The sequence below is a fragment of the Rathayibacter sp. VKM Ac-2879 genome, assembly GCF_015351245.1.
GTDB lineage: Bacteria > Actinomycetota > Actinomycetes > Actinomycetales > Microbacteriaceae > Rathayibacter.
The window spans coordinates 78,136-93,036 of the sequence record NZ_JADKSO010000003.1; the positions used below are offsets into that span (position 1 = coordinate 78,136).

Genomic DNA, 14,901 nt, shown 5'->3' on the forward strand with positions numbered 1-14,901 from the left:
TTTCTTATGACGCGCCTGCGAGCGGAATATCAATGCCCGAGCGCGAGCGCGACGCCTCCGGGAGGCACACTGGACCCGTGAGCATCCCCGGATCCTGGACCCGTGCAGCCTCCGGCGCGGGCCTCCTCGGCCCTCGCGGCGAGGTCGCCCCCACCGTCTTCAGCGAGATGAGCGCCCTGGCCGCGCGCACCGGCGCCATCAACCTCGGGCAGGGCTTCCCCGACGAGGACGGCCCGCGCGAGGTCCTCGAGGCGGCGCGCTCCGCGATCGCCGCCGGCGTCAATCAGTACCCGCCCGGCCCCGGGATGCTCGTGCTGCGCGAGGCGATCTCCGCGCACCAGCGGCGCTTCTACGGCCTCTCCCCCGACCCAGAAGGAGAGGTGCTGGTCACCACAGGCGCCACGGAGGCACTCGCGGCGACGCTGCTCGCCCTCCTCCAGCCCGGCGATGAGGTCGTCAGCTTCACGCCGCACTACGACGCCTACGGCGCACTGATCGCGCTCGCGGGAGGCATCCACAGGACGGTCCCGCTCCGAGGTCCGGCGTTCACGGTCGATCACGACGAGCTGGAGGCGGCCGTCACCGACCGCACCCGCGTCATCCTGGTCAACGACCCGCACAACCCCACCGGAGCGGTCCTCCCGTCGGCGACCCGTGAGCTGCTCGTGCGCGTGGCGGAGCGGCATGACGCCGTGATCGTCACGGACGAGGTCTACGAGCACCTGCGCTTCGACGGGGCGCACGTGCCGATCGCGAGCATCCCCGGCGCGGCGGAGCGGACGATGACGATCTCGTCGGCGGGCAAGACGTTCAGCACCACCGGCTGGAAGATCGGCTGGATCACGGGGCCTCGGGAGCTGCTCGCTGCCGTGCTCGCGGTCAAGCAGTTCCTCACCTACGTCAGCGGCGCCCCGTTCCAGGGAGCCGTGGCGCGTGGTCTGGGACTCGACGACGCCTTCTTCACAGGGGTCGCGGCGACCCTCGCGGCCAAGCGCGACCTGCTCTCGGCCGGGCTCGCAGCGGCGGGCTTCACCGTGTCTCCCTCGTCAGGCAGCTACTTCGTGGTGGCGGACGCTGCGCCGCTCGGCTTCGCGGACGGAGTCGCCCTCTGCCGGGCGCTCCCGGAGCTCGCGGGGGTGGTAGCGGTGCCGGTGGCTGCATTCTGCCGACCCGAGGATGCGGCTCCGTACCGCTCGCTCGTCCGCTTCGCGTTCTGCAAGCGGGTCGACGTGCTCGAGCGTGCCGTCGAGGGGCTCGCGGCCCTGCGCGGGCGCGTTCAGCTCGGCGGGTAGAGGAACAGCGCGACGTCGGACGCGGGAATGGTGCGCCGATGGTACGCGTGATCGTTGCCCCAGTTGTATTCCTCGAGCGACACGGTGCCGTCGGCGTTGACCGACTGCACATAGGCGACGTGGTTGCCCGTGAACCAGGCGACGGCACCCGGGACGGGGGCGCTGCTGGTCTTCCACCCGTGGGATGCCCACTGACCGGGCCAGGCGTAGGCGCTGCCGCCTCCCGGGGTGAGGGTGGCCCAGGTCCACTTGAACGGAGCGCTCGTCGAGCCCTGGTCGCGATTCAGACGCCACGCGACGAAGTCGACGCACTCGCGGTAGTAGTAGCGCAGGGGCGAGAGGCCGCCGCCCTGGTCGTCCGTGAGCTGATCCCGCCACGGGTAGTCGTCACCCTCCTGGCGTGGTGTGACCGACGTGCTCGCGCCGGACGTCCCGCTCGCCGGCTGAGCGGCCTGTGTCGACTGGGCCGAGCGGGCTGCCTCGGCCTCACGAGCGGCCTGCTCCGCGGCGGCAGCGGCGAGCGCGCGCGCCTGCGCGGCGGCCTCGTCGAGCTGCTGTTGCGTCGGAGCGCTGAAGGAGTCGCGGATGACCTGCTCCTGCAACGCCGTCGGCGCGACGGTGAGCTTCTGGTTGCCGAGCGCCTGGACGCGCGCGGCGGCCTCGATGGCGGCCTGCGAGTCGGCGGTGGGGTCGACGGAGTAGGCGGGCAGTGCCGACACGGCGACGAGCCCCGCGATCGCGGCGACAGCCACGGAGCTGATCGCGGTGCGGAGGAGGCGGCCGGGGCCACGGCGGACCGGCGGGACAGACGCGAGGACCGGGGTCGTGCGGGGCGCCGTCTCGGGGGTCTTCACGGTCGCGGCGGTGCGGGACTCGAGAGCACGCAGGCTGCGTCTCGTGGGGAGGGCGTCGGAGGAACGGCCGTGGCCGACCGCCTCGTCTCGTGCCATCCGTTCGTCCGTCACACAGACCCCCTCGCGTCCCGGACGAGGTTACCGTGCGCGCGACTCCGACACACCGCGTGGCGCGGGCGCCGCCGGGAGTCGCCCCTGATCAGGTCACGCCGCGCAGAGGGTGGGCCCGCTCGTCCGGCCCGAGCCGCGCGAGGAGCAGGGTGAGCACCGCCGAGGCGGCCGCCAGCACGCCGACGACCGCGAAGGTCGGCGCGAGACCGAACGCCTCCCCGGCCGGCCCCGCCACCGCCATCGAGACGGGCATCAACGCGAGCGAGACGAAGAAGTCGAGGCTCGACACCCGACCGAGCAGCGCCGACGGCACCCGCTGCTGCAGGAGGGTGCCCCAGAGCACCTGCGCCGCAGCACCGGTCACGCCGTCGACGAAGAGGATCGCCGCGATCATCCAGAGCTGGTCGACGACCCCGAGCAGCACGAACGGCAGCGCCCCGAAGCCCCACAGCAGGATCATCGTCGTCAGATAGCGGCGTGGGATCGGCCGCGACGAGACGACGATCGAGCCGACGACGCCTCCGCAACCGTAGGCGGTCAGCGCGAGCGCGTACCCGGAAGCGCCGGTTCCGGTCTGGTCGCGCACGGCGAAGGGCACGAGCACCTCGATCGGACCGACCACCAGGAAGACGAGCACGATCGCGAACAGCAGCGTCGCGAGCAGCCAGCGCGTGCGAGCCATGTAGGCGAAGCCCTCGCGGACGTCGCGCAGAGCCGCCAGGATCGGGCCTGCCCCCTCCTCCGTCACCGCCCGCTCGAAGGGAACCCTGCCCATCGCGATCAGAGCGATCAGGGCGAGCGCGTATCCGACCGCCGCGACGACGAAAGCGGCAGAGGGCGCAGCGACCGCGATCACCGCTCCGGCGATCGCCGGGCCCGCAGCGCTCTGGGCCACCGGCCGCAGCGCACCCTCGACCCCGTTGGCCGCGAGCAGCTGGGCGGAGGGGAGCAGCCGCGGCAGGATCGCGGAGTACGCGGGGAAGAAGAAGGCCTCGGCCACTCCGAGCAGGAAAGCCACGACGACGAGGTGCCAGAGCGTCAACACTCCCGCAACGTCGAGCCCCACGGTCGTCAGAACCGCGATCAGGCGCCCGATCTCCACGGCGATCAGGAGGCGCCGCTGCGGCACGCGGTCCGCTGCGACGCCGCCGAGCAGCACCGCGAGCACGAGCCCGAGGGCGGAGGCGGCGGCCACGAGGGACACGTCGCTCGGTCCCCCGCCCAGCGCGATCACCTGCCACACCAGCGACACGAGCCACACGCCGCTCGCCACCAGCGAGAGGGCGAGCGAGAGCGCCAGGAAGCGGTAGCCGCGCGTCTCGAACGGACGCAGAGCGCGCGGGACGGCGAGGCGCATGTTCCTTCTCCGGATCGGTCGTGCTACGGGCAGCCGACCAGAGTAGCGTCCGATTCATCGCGACTGCCAGTGGGCGGCGCGGGACGGGAGAACGATCATGGTTCACAGTTCACGCGCGTTCAGCGGATTCAGCGTCGACGACATCGAGGCGGCACACGCCTTCTATGGGGAGGCGCTCGGGCTCGATGTCGCCGTGAACGCGATGGGGATCCTCGAGATCGCCCTTCCCGGAGGCGGACAGGCGATCGCCTACCCCAAGCCCGGCCATGTGCCCGCCACGTTCACGATCCTGAACTTCGTCGTGGCCGACGTGGACGCGGCCGTCGCCGAGCTCAACGCCGCTGGCGTGGCGACGAAGATCTACGACGACTCGGAACTGCCGACCGACGCGACGGGAGTCATGCGGGGGCGCGGCCCGACCATCTGCTGGTTCCGCGACCCGGCGGGCAACGTGCTGAGCGTGATCGAGACGAGCGACTGAGCACACGTCGCCGACGATCCCGGAAGTGTTCGGCGAGACCAGGATCGCGTCCTCTCGCCGCACATTGTTCTCGTCAAGACAAGAGGAATTCCCGCTGCGTGGGGGTACCGATGAGAAAGTACCGAAAAAGGGGGGTACTGATGTCCTTCCAAAAAGGAGACAGCCGTCCGCTACAGTCCGAGAAATGGACTCCGGCGACGACCACCGCCTTCTCCTCGGGATACTCGCCGGAGAGAGAGCTGCTTTTGCCATGCTCTATGGTCGGCACGCCGACGCGGTCCTGAGCCGTTCCCTCTCCGCGCTCGGAAACATGGATGACGCCCACGACCTCGCTCAGGAGGTCTTCGTCCTCACCCTGCAGGAGCCGGCGCGCATCCGCCTGAAGGGCGGCTCCGCCCGCCCCTGGCTGCTCGCGACGTGCGACGACCTCGTCCGGCGCCGGCTGCGGAAGGCGTCGCAGGAGCCTGTCGCTGCTCCGCCGCCCCCTCCTCGGCTCGTCGACGCTGGCCAGATCGAAGAGCGGGTGGACACCCTGCTGATGATCGACCGCCTGGAGCGCGCGGTGGCGCGGATGAACGAGCTCGACCAGTTCGTCTATCGGTCGGTCCTCCACGACGGGCACAGCTACGAGGAAACAGCGGCAGCCCTGACCATCTCGGCGGCGTCGGTGCGCAAGCGGCTCCACCGAGTGCGCCACCGGCTGCGGGAGGAGTCTGCCGACGAGCACTGAGACGGGCCGGGGCTCGGGAGGATGCGCGACGTTACCCCCCTCCGAGCAGATTCATGGATCATTCATGATCCTGACCCAGGACAGCCAGAAAGCGTTCGCCCGCTGGTCCCCGTCCGCCGGCACGGGGGAGTCGCGTACCCGGCATACTCATCTCGGATAGAGCGGGACGGAAAATGAACGCCGGAAAGGCGCCCGAATCCCCCTCTCGACAGACTTCGCCCGAAACGAGTCAGTCGCTGGACGGCAGGCCTCTCACGACACGCCTGTATCGACATGCGCTGTGCCCACGACGAGCGAAGTGCCCGCCGCCAGCGGATCTGGCGGCGGGCACTCACAGGGGTTCGCCTCTGCCATCGGTTGCAGCCCGGCTGGCGCATGCCCCCCAAACAAGAGCACTATAACAAAAGGAATCTTTGTTCTCATGAAGAAGTCATCCTTCGCCCGCGTCGTCTCGGCCTGCGCCGCGGCACTCGCCCTCTCGCTCGCCGGCGCCACCGTCGCGTCGGCCGAGCCGAACCCGCTGCCCACCCCCGGCAACGCCGCCAGCTACCGCACCTACTCGGCCGTCGGTTCCGACACCATCCAGGATGTGTGGAACGGCCTCTCCAACGGAACCGGCGCCTCCGTCTCGTCGGTCGCCTCGTGGAACGCCTTCCCGTCGACCCTCTCGAGCACCATCCAGACCAGGAACGGCGGCCCGACGTTCCTCCGTCCCCGCGGCTCGGGCGCCGGCGTGAAGGCGCTCAGCGCCTCGTACCACGCCCCCTTCACCTACGACAACGGTGCCGGCGGCGTCGTCAACATTCAGAAGCAGGTCCAGTTCGCTCGGTCCTCGTCGGGCCCGGCGGCTGCCGCAACCGGCCAGCTGCAGTACGTCCCCTTCGCCCGCGACGCGGTGAGCATCGCCTACCAGTCCGGCACCGCCACCTCGGGCACCCCCAAGTTCTCGAAGGCCCAGCTCAACGCGATCTTCTCCTGCTCGGCCTCGGCCGACGGCGTGATCGGTGTCACCGCGGACGGCTTCCCCAAGATCAACGCCTCGAACAAGGTCCTCAAGCCCCAGCTCCCGCAGGCCAGCTCGGGTACCCGGTCGTTCTTCATCAACGCGATCGGCCTCAGCAGCATCGGCAGCTGTGTCGTGCAGGGCGCTCCCGAGAACGACGGCACTGCCTTGACCGCCGTCGGCGCGGTCATCCCCTTCTCGGTGGCGCAGTGGATCGCCCAGAAGAACTCCTCCTCGACCGGCGTCACGAACACCGTCTCGAACACGGGCCTGCGCATCGCCAATCTCATCAACGGCGCTGACACGCAGACCGCCGTCACCACCGTGAACGGCGTGCTCAAGCCGGGCACCCTCTACGGCTCGGCGACCGCCGTGCCGGACTCGACCGTCAACCCCCTCGCGCGGGACACCTACAACGTCGTCGATGCCTCGACCATCCGCACGGACGGCACGAAGTCCGGCCTCGAGACGACGCTGACCACCTCCCTCGCCACCTCGGCGGCCAAGCAGACGATCACCAAGTACGGGTTCCTCAACCTCTCGTACCTCGGTGACCGCAGCTTCTACCGTAACGGCGCCTACACCAACTAGTTCCTCCCGGTGTGCCCGGCCGCTGCCGCGGCTGGGCACACCGCCGCGCGTCAGCGCCCCCTCGCACGCCGCACTCGCGACGTCGACTCCCGCTTTGCACAGAAAGTCGCCCTTCTTCGATGATCATCAGCAGATCCACCGCGACAGCCCTCAGCATCGCCGCCCTCGGCGCGGTTCTCGCCCTCGGGGCACCGAGCAGCGCGGTCGCCGCCTCCGCGTCGACGATCTCCTTCGCTCCGGAGAGCGGGCGATGGAGCGATCCGGCCGCTCTGATGACGACCGACTTCAGTTGCCTCCCCGGCTCACAGGACGACCTACCCCGGGTGAGCGGCTTCCTTGCCGAGCCCGGCAACGAAACTCCCGCGGTGGACGCGGACACGGCCGTGATCCCGAGCGTGTACCCCTACACGAAGCCGAACGGCGACCTGTCTCAAGGGCTCACGGACGTCGCGACCGGCGCCGACGGAAAGCTTCCCGCCGACCTTCGGCTCGACATGTTCATGCCGGGGACCTGGTTCTACGGCACCGACTTCTCGGAGGTCACCGACATGGGGACCGAGCTGGCCCCCAACCACACCTACAGCTTCGGTCTGTTCTGCTACTCCGACGCGACCGGCGCTTACCAGCGCGATGCCGACGGCCGTGTGCATTCCGCCTGGATCCCGCTCTACACCGGCGCCGACGGCTCCTGGTCCTTCGTCGAGGGCGGCACGCCCGTCGAGCAGGCCGCCACGGCCGTCGATCTGACAGCCTCGCTCGCCGACGACCAGGCCACCGTCGATGCGACGGCCACAGTCCGCGCGATCAACGGCGCGAATACGCTCAGCGACGCGACCGGCACGGTCACCTTCCGCGAAGGGGCCACCGTCGTCGGCACAGCGAGCACGAAGGACGGCGTGGCCCAGACCTCCTTCACGGGGCTCCCGGCCGGCGACCATCGTTTCACCGCGAGCTACACGCCCGATGCTGCGGCGAGTGGACGCTACAAGGCCTCCTCGGCCTCCGCCGAGTCTCCCGCAGTGACGATCCCCAAGGACGGGGACACCCCGGACGTTCCGGGAGCCGAGCTGAACCCCGGTGACACCGTGACGGCCGGATCGGCCTACAAAGTCACCGTCACGGCAGGCTCCTTCACCGCCGGCGACACGCTGTCGGGCACCGTCACCCCTGACGGGACCTCGCTGGACGAGACCGCAGTCGTCGCGGCCGACGGCTCGGCCGTCTACGGCTTCACCGCTCCCTCCGGGTTCGCCGCTGGGTCGCACCAGCTCGTGATCGCCGACGAGCACAGCATCTCGGTGACGGTGGCCTTTACCGTGCCGACGGAGTCGACCCCGTCGGCCTCGCCCAGCCCGAGCGCCAGCGCGAGCGCCGCGGCCGTCCCGCCGGGCACCACGGCGAGCCCGTCGCCCAATGCCGCAGTCGCCTTCGCCACCGGCTGGGTCGGAGGGATGGCCTCGACGCCGCTCGGTGCAGCGACACTCTTCGGCACGCTGCTGATGACCACCGCGGCCGTTGTCGCCGGCTGGGTGTTCTTCTGGCGCCGCCGGTCGGCGACCGCCACCATCCGCGGCGACCAGGAGTAGCGGGAGTGCACGCCACCTCCCGGGTGCTCGCGGGGATCGCGACCGCCGGCCTCTTCTGCTCCATCGTCTCGGCGGCGATGCTGCTCGGACCGCAGCAGTCCGCCTCCGCCTCTCCCGTCGCCGTGCAGGGTTGGGGTTCCCAGGGCGAGTACTCCTCGTCGAGTCCCGTCACCGTCCGCTGGGACAACGCACGCAACAGCGCCGAGAACACGGTTCCGCGCGACAAGACCGCCGTGCTCCCGCACACGGGTGGCGCAACATACGACGACATCGATCCTGCGGTCACGAGCCTCTACACGAACCGCTTCGGGGCCCAGAACGGCAAGGGCGGGCTCGAGGTCTCCGTGTCGCAGACCCGCGAGCTCGTGAACCAGTCGGTGACCGTCTCCGTCTCGGGTGCCGTGCCCGACCCGTCGGACTTCCTGCCCTTCTTCCAAGTCTTCCAGTGCTGGGGCGCCCCGGGTTCCGACGGCAAGCCCGACCCTGACGCGACCGCGCCGGACCCGGAGACCTGTCAGGTGGGAGCGGAGGGAGCCGACGCATCCCCGAAGCTGCGCACCGAGAACACCCGCGCGATCTATGCCGACCCGCTCATCGCGAAGGGCGACTGGAAGACCACCGACGAGTTCACCCCGGGCGCTCCGTTCCGGGCGGTCGACGGCACCCGCATCCGCACCGAGGCGATCCACGACGTGGAATCGAACACGTACTTCTCGGGAAAGACGACAAACGAACTCTCCCTTCTCACCGCGCAACGCGACGGCACCGGGGACCGCCTCATGGAGATGCAGACGGGCTCCGAAGCGCCCGGCCTCGGCTGCGGCTACCGTGCCGACACCGCGAGCACCAGTACCTGCTGGATCGTGGTCGTCCCCCGGCTCCGCGGGACCGACGACACCTCGACGCAGTTGCTGCTATCGGGCCCGGTCGCGCCGTCGCTGTGGGCACAGCGCCTCCAGATCAAGCTCGACTTCTCGGACGTTGCGGCGAGTTGCCCGAACGGCCGCGCCCAGGTGCTGACCGCCGGCTCCGAGATGCTCACCCGTGCGATGGCGTCCTGGATCCCTGCCGTCTGCTCGGCCTCGCAGGTCTCGCTGGGCTACTCCCAGCTGGGCGACAGCCAGGCCCGTCTGCAGCTCGGCACCGGCGCGCTGCAAGCGGTCTTCAGCAGCCGACCGCCGGACGACCCGACGAGTGCGATCTCGATGCCCGTCGCCACTACCGGAGTCGTGATCGCCGCCACGATCGACTACCGCCCCCGATGCGGCGGCCCGGGTTTCGACGCCGACACGATCACGGAGGCTCAGGCAACCGGACAGTGCGGCTACCCGGACCTCTCGACGGCGCAGAGGGAGATCCGCAAGTACGGCACCCTGATGACCGGCATCAAGCTCAACGCCCGACTCGTGGCGAAGCTCCTGACAGAGTCGTACCGGGCCGGCATCGACGATGAGTCGGGCAACCAGCTCGCGACGAAGGCCCCGTGGGCGATGGCGCTCACGGCCAACCTCGGGACCGATCCGGAGTTCCGCGCGCTCAACCCCGAGCTCCAGTACGCCGTCGACTTCAGCTTCGGCACGCGATCGGGCGACCTCATGGTCGAGAACCTCCGCTCCGACGCCGCCGAGGCGCTCTGGGAGTGGATCCACGCGGACGACAACGCCCGCAGCTTCCTGGACGGCTGCCCCGACCCGTACGGGTCGACCGTGAATCCGTTCTACTCCACGCGCAGCTACAAGGAGTGCGTGGTCGACGCCCCGCATCTCGAGGCCGACGCGAAGGCGAAGCGCGATGCGACCGAGTTACCGAAGTTCTTCGTCGATGCACCCGCCGTCTACCCGCCCGACAGCGCGAGCTACCCGCAGCTCAGCTGGTACCAGCGCGACCCTGTCGGGGTCTTCACTGCGCAGACCCTCAACGACCTGCACCCGCGTAGCGACACGATGGCGACCACCGGACGCAACACCTTCCGCGCCATCTATCCGGCGAACACCGACTGGTGCGATCCGCTGAGCGACAGCCGGTGCGCGGTGGCGGGCTGGCTCTCGCCGAAGACGCCGCAGGATGTCGGCAGTCGCACCGTGATCTCGATCACCGACGCCTCCACCGCAGCGCGCTATCAGCTGCCCACCGCCGAGCTGTGCTCGTACGACGGAGGCGCGTGCGTCTCGGCGAACGCCGGCTCGCTCGCGAAGGCGGCCTCGCGATTCGAGCAAGACCCCACCGGGGTCGGCCCGATGACGGTCGACGACTACCAGGCAGGGCTCTACCCGCTGGCGCTGCCCATCTACGCCCAGGTCGCCCGAGCGTCGTTGACCCCCGTGACGGCCTCGGCCTTCGCCGACTCCTTCACTTATCTCACGGGTGACGGACAGCGCACAGACGGCACCAGCGGATCGCTCCCGGTCGGCTACGCATCGCTCACCTCGGCGCAGAGCGCTCAGGCCGCCAGCGCTATCGCCGAGCTCCGGGGAGCGCAGTCCGTGCCGTCCGCGGCACCGTCGTCGGCGGCACCCACGCCGCAGACGGCGGCCCCCGTCGCCGCACCGGCCGCCGCGGCGGCTCCCGCTGCACCGCGAGCCGCCGCTCCCGTGGTGACGACTGCCTCGACCGCTCCGGTCGCCGCGGCCGATGCCCCGGTCGCCGCGCTACCCGCCACCACGACGACCGGCCGCACCGAGATCGGGTTCCCCCAGTACGGGCTCGTCGGCGGTCTCGTCGCGGCTCTGGCGTCCGGAATCCTCGCCCCGGTGCTCGGCCGCCGACGGAAGGCGGCAGCAGAATGACCTCGCTCCTGCCGCCCGTGGGGCGACCGCAGCCCGAGCAGTCGACCCTGCTGCCCGGCTACCCCGCGGAGGGCGACGACGACGCCCGACCGATCCTCCTGACCCGTGTCCTCGAGCGCAGCGATCGGCTCTTCCGCGGAGTCACGCGCAGCGGCGGCGTGATGGTGCTGCTGATCATGGTGCTGGTCGGCGTGTTCCTCAGCGTGAACGCGGTGCAGGCGATCTCATCGGTCGGGGTGGTGGAGTTCGTCACCGAGACCCAGTGGTCGCCCGAGACGAACACCTTCGGCATCGCCGCGATCCTCACCGGCACAGTGCTCATCGCGGCGGTCGCCCTCGTTGTCGCCCTGCCGCTAGCCCTCGGGATGTCGCTGTTCCTCACCGAGGTCGTCTCGGGCGGCTTCCAGCGGATCCTGCGCTCCGTCATCGATCTGATGGCCGCTGTCCCCTCCGTGGTCTTCGGTCTCTGGGGGCTCGCCTTCCTCCAGGTGCAGGTCGTCCCGTTCGCCCGCTGGCTCTCGACGTGGTTCGGCTGGATCCCGCTGTTCGCCGTCGATGGTGCGGACCCTGCCAACCCGTTGCCCAACGACTCCCTCTACACCTCGTCGACGTTCATCGCCGGACTCGTCGTCGCCCTGATGATCGTGCCGATCATGACCTCGATGATGGTCGAGTCGTTCTCGCGGGCGCCCATCGGCGAGAGGGAGGCGGCGTTCGCCCTCGGCGCCACCCGATGGGGCATGATCCGGTCCGTCGTCCTGCCGTTCGGCAAGGGCGGCGTCATCGGAGGCACGATGCTCGGCCTCGGTCGGGCGCTCGGCGAGACCATCGCGATCTACCTCATCATCGCGCCGGTCTTCCAAATCAATTTCCACGTCCTCCAGCGCGGGGCCAACTCGATCGCGGCACATATCGCGCTGCGCTACGGAGAGGCAAGCCCCTTCGCCATGAGCGCGCTCATGGCGGCCGGTCTAGCGCTGTTCCTGCTCACCATGCTCGTGAACTTCACGGCGTCGACGGTGATCGCCCGATCGCGCTCCGGCGCGGAGAGTGAAGCATGACCACCACCCTCCCCCGTCTCGCCCTCCCCGAGACCGGTGACGACGATGGCCGTGTGGTCATCGGCTTCTCGCGCGACGACGTCCTGACCGTCGTCGGGGCGATGGTCGCTGGCCTCAGCGTCGGACTCCTGTTCACGGTCGTGATCGGCATCGTCCCGCCCGCTTGGATGCTCCTCGTCTCCTACCTCTGGTTCGTCGGTATCTACGCCACTCTGGTGTTCCTCCGCGAGCGGGGTCCGGCGGTGCGCGACCGGTTCTGGACCGTTCTGCTCTGGTCGTCGGCGACAGTGGTCGTCGGCTCCCTCGCCCTCGTCATCGTCTTCACGCTCATCAGCGGGCAGGATGTCTTCGCCCAGATGGTCGATCCCGCAAGCGGGCAGGGCCTCTGGGACCGCCTGCACTTCTTCACCCAGGACATGGGTGGCGTCGGGCCACTCGCCGAGCTCGACTCGGGCGGAATCCTCTACGCGCTCGTGGGCACGATCGTGCAGATCTCGATCGCCCTTGTGATCACCATCCCCTTGGGGCTCACGACCGCGATCTTCCTCAATGAGGTCGGAGGCCGCCTCGCCCGTTTCGTGCGGACGATCGTCGAGGCCATGACCGCCCTGCCGTCGGTCGTCGCAGGTCTGTTCATCTACGCCGCAGTAATCGTCGCCGTCACCCGCCAGTTCAACGGCTTCGCCGCCTCCCTCGCCATCACCGTGCTGATGCTGCCCATCATGATCCGCTCGTCTGACGTCGTGCTGCGCCTCGTGCCCGGCAACCTGCGGGAGGCGGGACTCGCGCTGGGTGCGGGCCAGTGGGCAGTGATCTGGTCGGTCGTGCTGCCGACCGTCCGCTCGGGGCTGACGACCGCGATCATCCTCGCGACGGCCCACGGGATCGGCGAGACCGCCCCGGTCCTCTTGACGGCCGGCGTGACCTCGAACCTGAACCTCAACCCGTTCGACGGGCCGATGACCTCACTGCCGCTGGCCGCACTCGAGTTCGTGAAGAGCTCGCAGAACACCATGAAGGCGAGGGGCTTCGCCACGGCGGCGTTCCTCCTGATCCTGGTGCTCGTGCTCTTTCTCATCGCGCGGGCGATCGGCGGACAGGAGCCCGGCAACCTGACCGCCCAGCAGCGCCGGCGCCTCGCGCGGCGCTCGATCGAAACGGCCGCCCGGATGCGCCGCAGCCGTAGGGCCGCCGAGCAGCAGTGGACCATCGCTGCGCAGGATTGGTCCTCCGCCCTGGAGTCCGAACTGGGTTTCTCTGCCCCGCCTCAGCCCGACCAGCCCGCCCACCCCGACGAGCCCCCGCAGACCCACCCCACCGGAGACCCACGATGACCCGCCGCCCTCCCGCCCGACGCCGATCGATCACCGCGTCGATTGGCGCGCTCCTCGTCCTCGGGGCCGTCGCCCTCTCTGCGGGGCCCGCCTCGGCCGCCAGCTACCAGCGCATCTCGGGCGCCGGCTCCAGCTGGGCCGGCAACGCGGTGCTGCAGTGGCAGGCCGATGTGAAGAACCAGGGCGTGACCGTCGACTACAACCCCAACGGGTCTTCCCAGGGGCGCAAGGACTTCGCGGCGCAGGTGAGCACCGACTTCACCGTCTCCGAGATCCCCTACCGCGGAGACACGGCGGACCCCCGCGACACGAGCTACCCCGACTTCGGCTTCTCGCAGATGCCCATGGTCGCCGGCGGGACGTCCTTCATGTACAACCTGCCCGTCAACGGCCAGCGCTTCACCGAGCTGAAGCTCTCGCAGCAGGCTGCCGCCGGCATCTTCTCGGGCCAGATCCTCAAGTGGAACGATCCGCTGATCGCGGCCGACAATCCCGGAGTCAACCTCCCGGAGGCGCCCATCACCGTGGTCGTGCGCTCGGACGGCTCGGGAGCGACGGCGCAGTTCACCCTCTGGATGCTCCGCCAGTTCCCTGACTCGTACCGTGCACTGTGCAGTGCCTCCGGCGCGTGCGACGGACAGCACGCGACCAGTTACTTCCCCGCGGCGAACCTCGCGAATGTGGTCCCGCAGTCGGGCTCCGTCGGCGTCACGACCTACACTCAGAACACGCCGTACACGATCAATTACGACGAGTACTCCTACGCCCAGCAGGTCGGCTATCCCGTCGCACAGCTGAAGAACGCGGCCGGCTTCTATACGGTGCCCTCGGAGGGTGCTGTCGCAGTGGCGCTGATCAAGGCCGCGATCAACAACAACGCGAGCGACCCGAACTACCTCTCGCAGGATCTCTCGGCCGTCTACCAGTATCAGGACCCCCGCGCTTACGCACTGTCGGCCTACTCGTACTTCTTCGTGCCGACGCAGACGACCGCGAGCTTCGACGCTGCGAAGGGCGCGACCCTCGGCTTCTTCACGCAATACTCGCTGTGCGAGGGACAGCGCAAGATGGGCCCACTCGGCTACTCGCCGCTGCCGATGAACCTCGTGCTCGCCGCGCTGGAGGAGGTGCGGAAGATCCCCGGCATCGACGCCGACACCCTCGCGAAGCTCGACGCGGTCAAGAACAGCACCCTCGACGCCGCTGGCGGCAACCCGTGCAACAACCCCACGTTCCAGCCCGGCGACGACCCCTCCCACAACCTGCTCGTCGACACCGCGCCGTTCCCTGCCGGCTGCGACGATGCCTGCCAGGCGCCGTGGCGGCAGAAGGGCGCGGGAGTCGCGGCGTCCGGCCCGAGCTTCACCGCCCCGGAGACCAACGGAGCGCCCGCTGCGGCCGCTGCTCCCACCGACACCACGTCCGGTACGACGACCGCCACGACGACGACCACGGATCAGACGACACCTGTCGCGGCGGCAGTCACCGCCTGCGACGCCGACACCGGCACCTGTGCCGGCACCAGCACAGCGGCGACCACGACCGCCGCGGGGCTCGCCGTCACGCCCGTCTCGACGGTGCTGCCGGGGCAGCAGGGATGGGCCGGGCCGCAGACCCTCATGGTGCTCGCAGCGCTCTTCGGTGCCTTGCTGCTCGTGGGGCCGCCGCTCGTGTCGCGCTTCCTGGGCCGTTCGACGGCCGGACGACGGTGACGG

Annotated in this window: 11 protein-coding genes; 9 read left to right on the forward strand and 2 right to left on the reverse strand. The window is 69.9% G+C overall.

Annotated features, from left to right (window positions below; all coding sequences use genetic code 11):
- Positions 1 to 77: 77 nt before the first annotated feature.
- Positions 78 to 1,292, forward strand: a complete 1,215-nt coding sequence (locus ITJ45_RS09360) for an aminotransferase class I/II-fold pyridoxal phosphate-dependent enzyme (protein WP_194609273.1) — start codon at positions 78 to 80, stop codon at positions 1,290 to 1,292.
- Here the strand turns inward: ITJ45_RS09360 and ITJ45_RS09365 are convergent.
- Together ITJ45_RS09365 and ITJ45_RS09370 are read right to left on the reverse strand one after the other, a co-directional pair.
- The gene (locus ITJ45_RS09365) at positions 1,277 to 2,242 is read right to left on the reverse strand and encodes a CHAP domain-containing protein (RefSeq protein WP_194609275.1); all 966 of its coding nucleotides are present in this window, start codon (positions 2,240 to 2,242) and stop codon (positions 1,277 to 1,279) included. The genes ITJ45_RS09360 and ITJ45_RS09365 overlap by 16 nt on opposite strands.
- Positions 2,243 to 2,345: 103 nt before the next feature.
- Complete coding sequence (locus tag ITJ45_RS09370; RefSeq protein WP_194609277.1) at positions 2,346 to 3,614, reverse strand: MFS transporter; 1,269 nt, start codon at positions 3,612 to 3,614, stop codon at positions 2,346 to 2,348.
- 97 nt (positions 3,615 to 3,711) lie between these two features.
- Here ITJ45_RS09370 and ITJ45_RS09375 point away from each other — a divergent pair, with 97 nt between their 5' ends.
- The 8 genes from ITJ45_RS09375 (at position 3,712) to ITJ45_RS09410 (ending at position 14,898) form a co-directional block, all read left to right on the forward strand.
- Positions 3,712 to 4,095: a VOC family protein gene (locus tag ITJ45_RS09375; RefSeq protein ID WP_194609279.1), complete on the forward strand. Its 384-nt coding sequence runs from the start codon at positions 3,712 to 3,714 to the stop codon at positions 4,093 to 4,095.
- Positions 4,096 to 4,279: 184 nt separating this feature from the next.
- Entirely contained in the window at positions 4,280 to 4,825 is a 546-nt protein-coding gene (locus ITJ45_RS09380; RefSeq protein WP_194609281.1) for an RNA polymerase sigma factor, read from the forward strand.
- A gap of 421 nt (positions 4,826 to 5,246) precedes the next feature.
- Positions 5,247 to 6,419, forward strand: a complete 1,173-nt coding sequence (locus ITJ45_RS09385) for a hypothetical protein (RefSeq protein WP_194609284.1) — start codon at positions 5,247 to 5,249, stop codon at positions 6,417 to 6,419.
- A gap of 119 nt (positions 6,420 to 6,538) precedes the next feature.
- Positions 6,539 to 8,005, forward strand: a complete 1,467-nt coding sequence (locus tag ITJ45_RS09390) for an Ig-like domain-containing protein (protein ID WP_194609286.1) — start codon at positions 6,539 to 6,541, stop codon at positions 8,003 to 8,005.
- 5 nt (positions 8,006 to 8,010) lie between these two features.
- Complete coding sequence (locus tag ITJ45_RS09395; protein ID WP_194609288.1) at positions 8,011 to 10,791, forward strand: hypothetical protein; 2,781 nt, start codon at positions 8,011 to 8,013, stop codon at positions 10,789 to 10,791.
- Positions 10,788 to 11,852 carry a phosphate ABC transporter permease subunit PstC gene (gene pstC, locus ITJ45_RS09400; RefSeq protein ID WP_194609289.1) on the forward strand — a complete coding sequence of 355 codons (1,065 nt, stop codon included), beginning with the start codon at positions 10,788 to 10,790 and terminating at the stop codon, positions 11,850 to 11,852. Before ITJ45_RS09395 ends, pstC begins: the two co-directional genes overlap by 4 nt.
- Complete coding sequence (gene pstA / locus ITJ45_RS09405) at positions 11,849 to 13,186, forward strand: phosphate ABC transporter permease PstA (RefSeq protein ID WP_194609291.1); 1,338 nt, start codon at positions 11,849 to 11,851, stop codon at positions 13,184 to 13,186. The genes pstC and pstA overlap by 4 nt, the downstream gene beginning before the upstream one ends.
- Entirely contained in the window at positions 13,183 to 14,898 is a 1,716-nt protein-coding gene (locus tag ITJ45_RS09410; protein WP_194609294.1) for a substrate-binding domain-containing protein, read from the forward strand. Before pstA ends, ITJ45_RS09410 begins: the two co-directional genes overlap by 4 nt.
- Positions 14,899 to 14,901: the final 3 nt, after the last annotated feature.

Excerpts from the sequence above, each read along its gene's own strand:
- ITJ45_RS09370 (WP_194609277.1), bottom strand. The coding sequence starts at position 3,614 with ATGCGCCTCGCCGTCCCGCGCGCTCTGCGTCCGTTCGAGACGCGCGGC.
- ITJ45_RS09390 (WP_194609286.1), top strand. The coding sequence starts at position 6,539 with ATGATCATCAGCAGATCCACCGCGACAGCCCTCAGCATCGCCGCCCTC.
- ITJ45_RS09375 (WP_194609279.1), top strand. The coding sequence starts at position 3,712 with ATGGTTCACAGTTCACGCGCGTTCAGCGGATTCAGCGTCGACGACATC.
- ITJ45_RS09385 (WP_194609284.1), top strand. The coding sequence starts at position 5,247 with ATGAAGAAGTCATCCTTCGCCCGCGTCGTCTCGGCCTGCGCCGCGGCA.
- ITJ45_RS09380 (WP_194609281.1), top strand. The coding sequence starts at position 4,280 with ATGGACTCCGGCGACGACCACCGCCTTCTCCTCGGGATACTCGCCGGA.
- ITJ45_RS09410 (WP_194609294.1), top strand. The coding sequence starts at position 13,183 with ATGACCCGCCGCCCTCCCGCCCGACGCCGATCGATCACCGCGTCGATT.
- ITJ45_RS09365 (WP_194609275.1), bottom strand. The coding sequence starts at position 2,242 with ATGGCACGAGACGAGGCGGTCGGCCACGGCCGTTCCTCCGACGCCCTC.
- pstA (WP_194609291.1), top strand. The coding sequence starts at position 11,849 with ATGACCACCACCCTCCCCCGTCTCGCCCTCCCCGAGACCGGTGACGAC.
- pstC (WP_194609289.1), top strand. The coding sequence starts at position 10,788 with ATGACCTCGCTCCTGCCGCCCGTGGGGCGACCGCAGCCCGAGCAGTCG.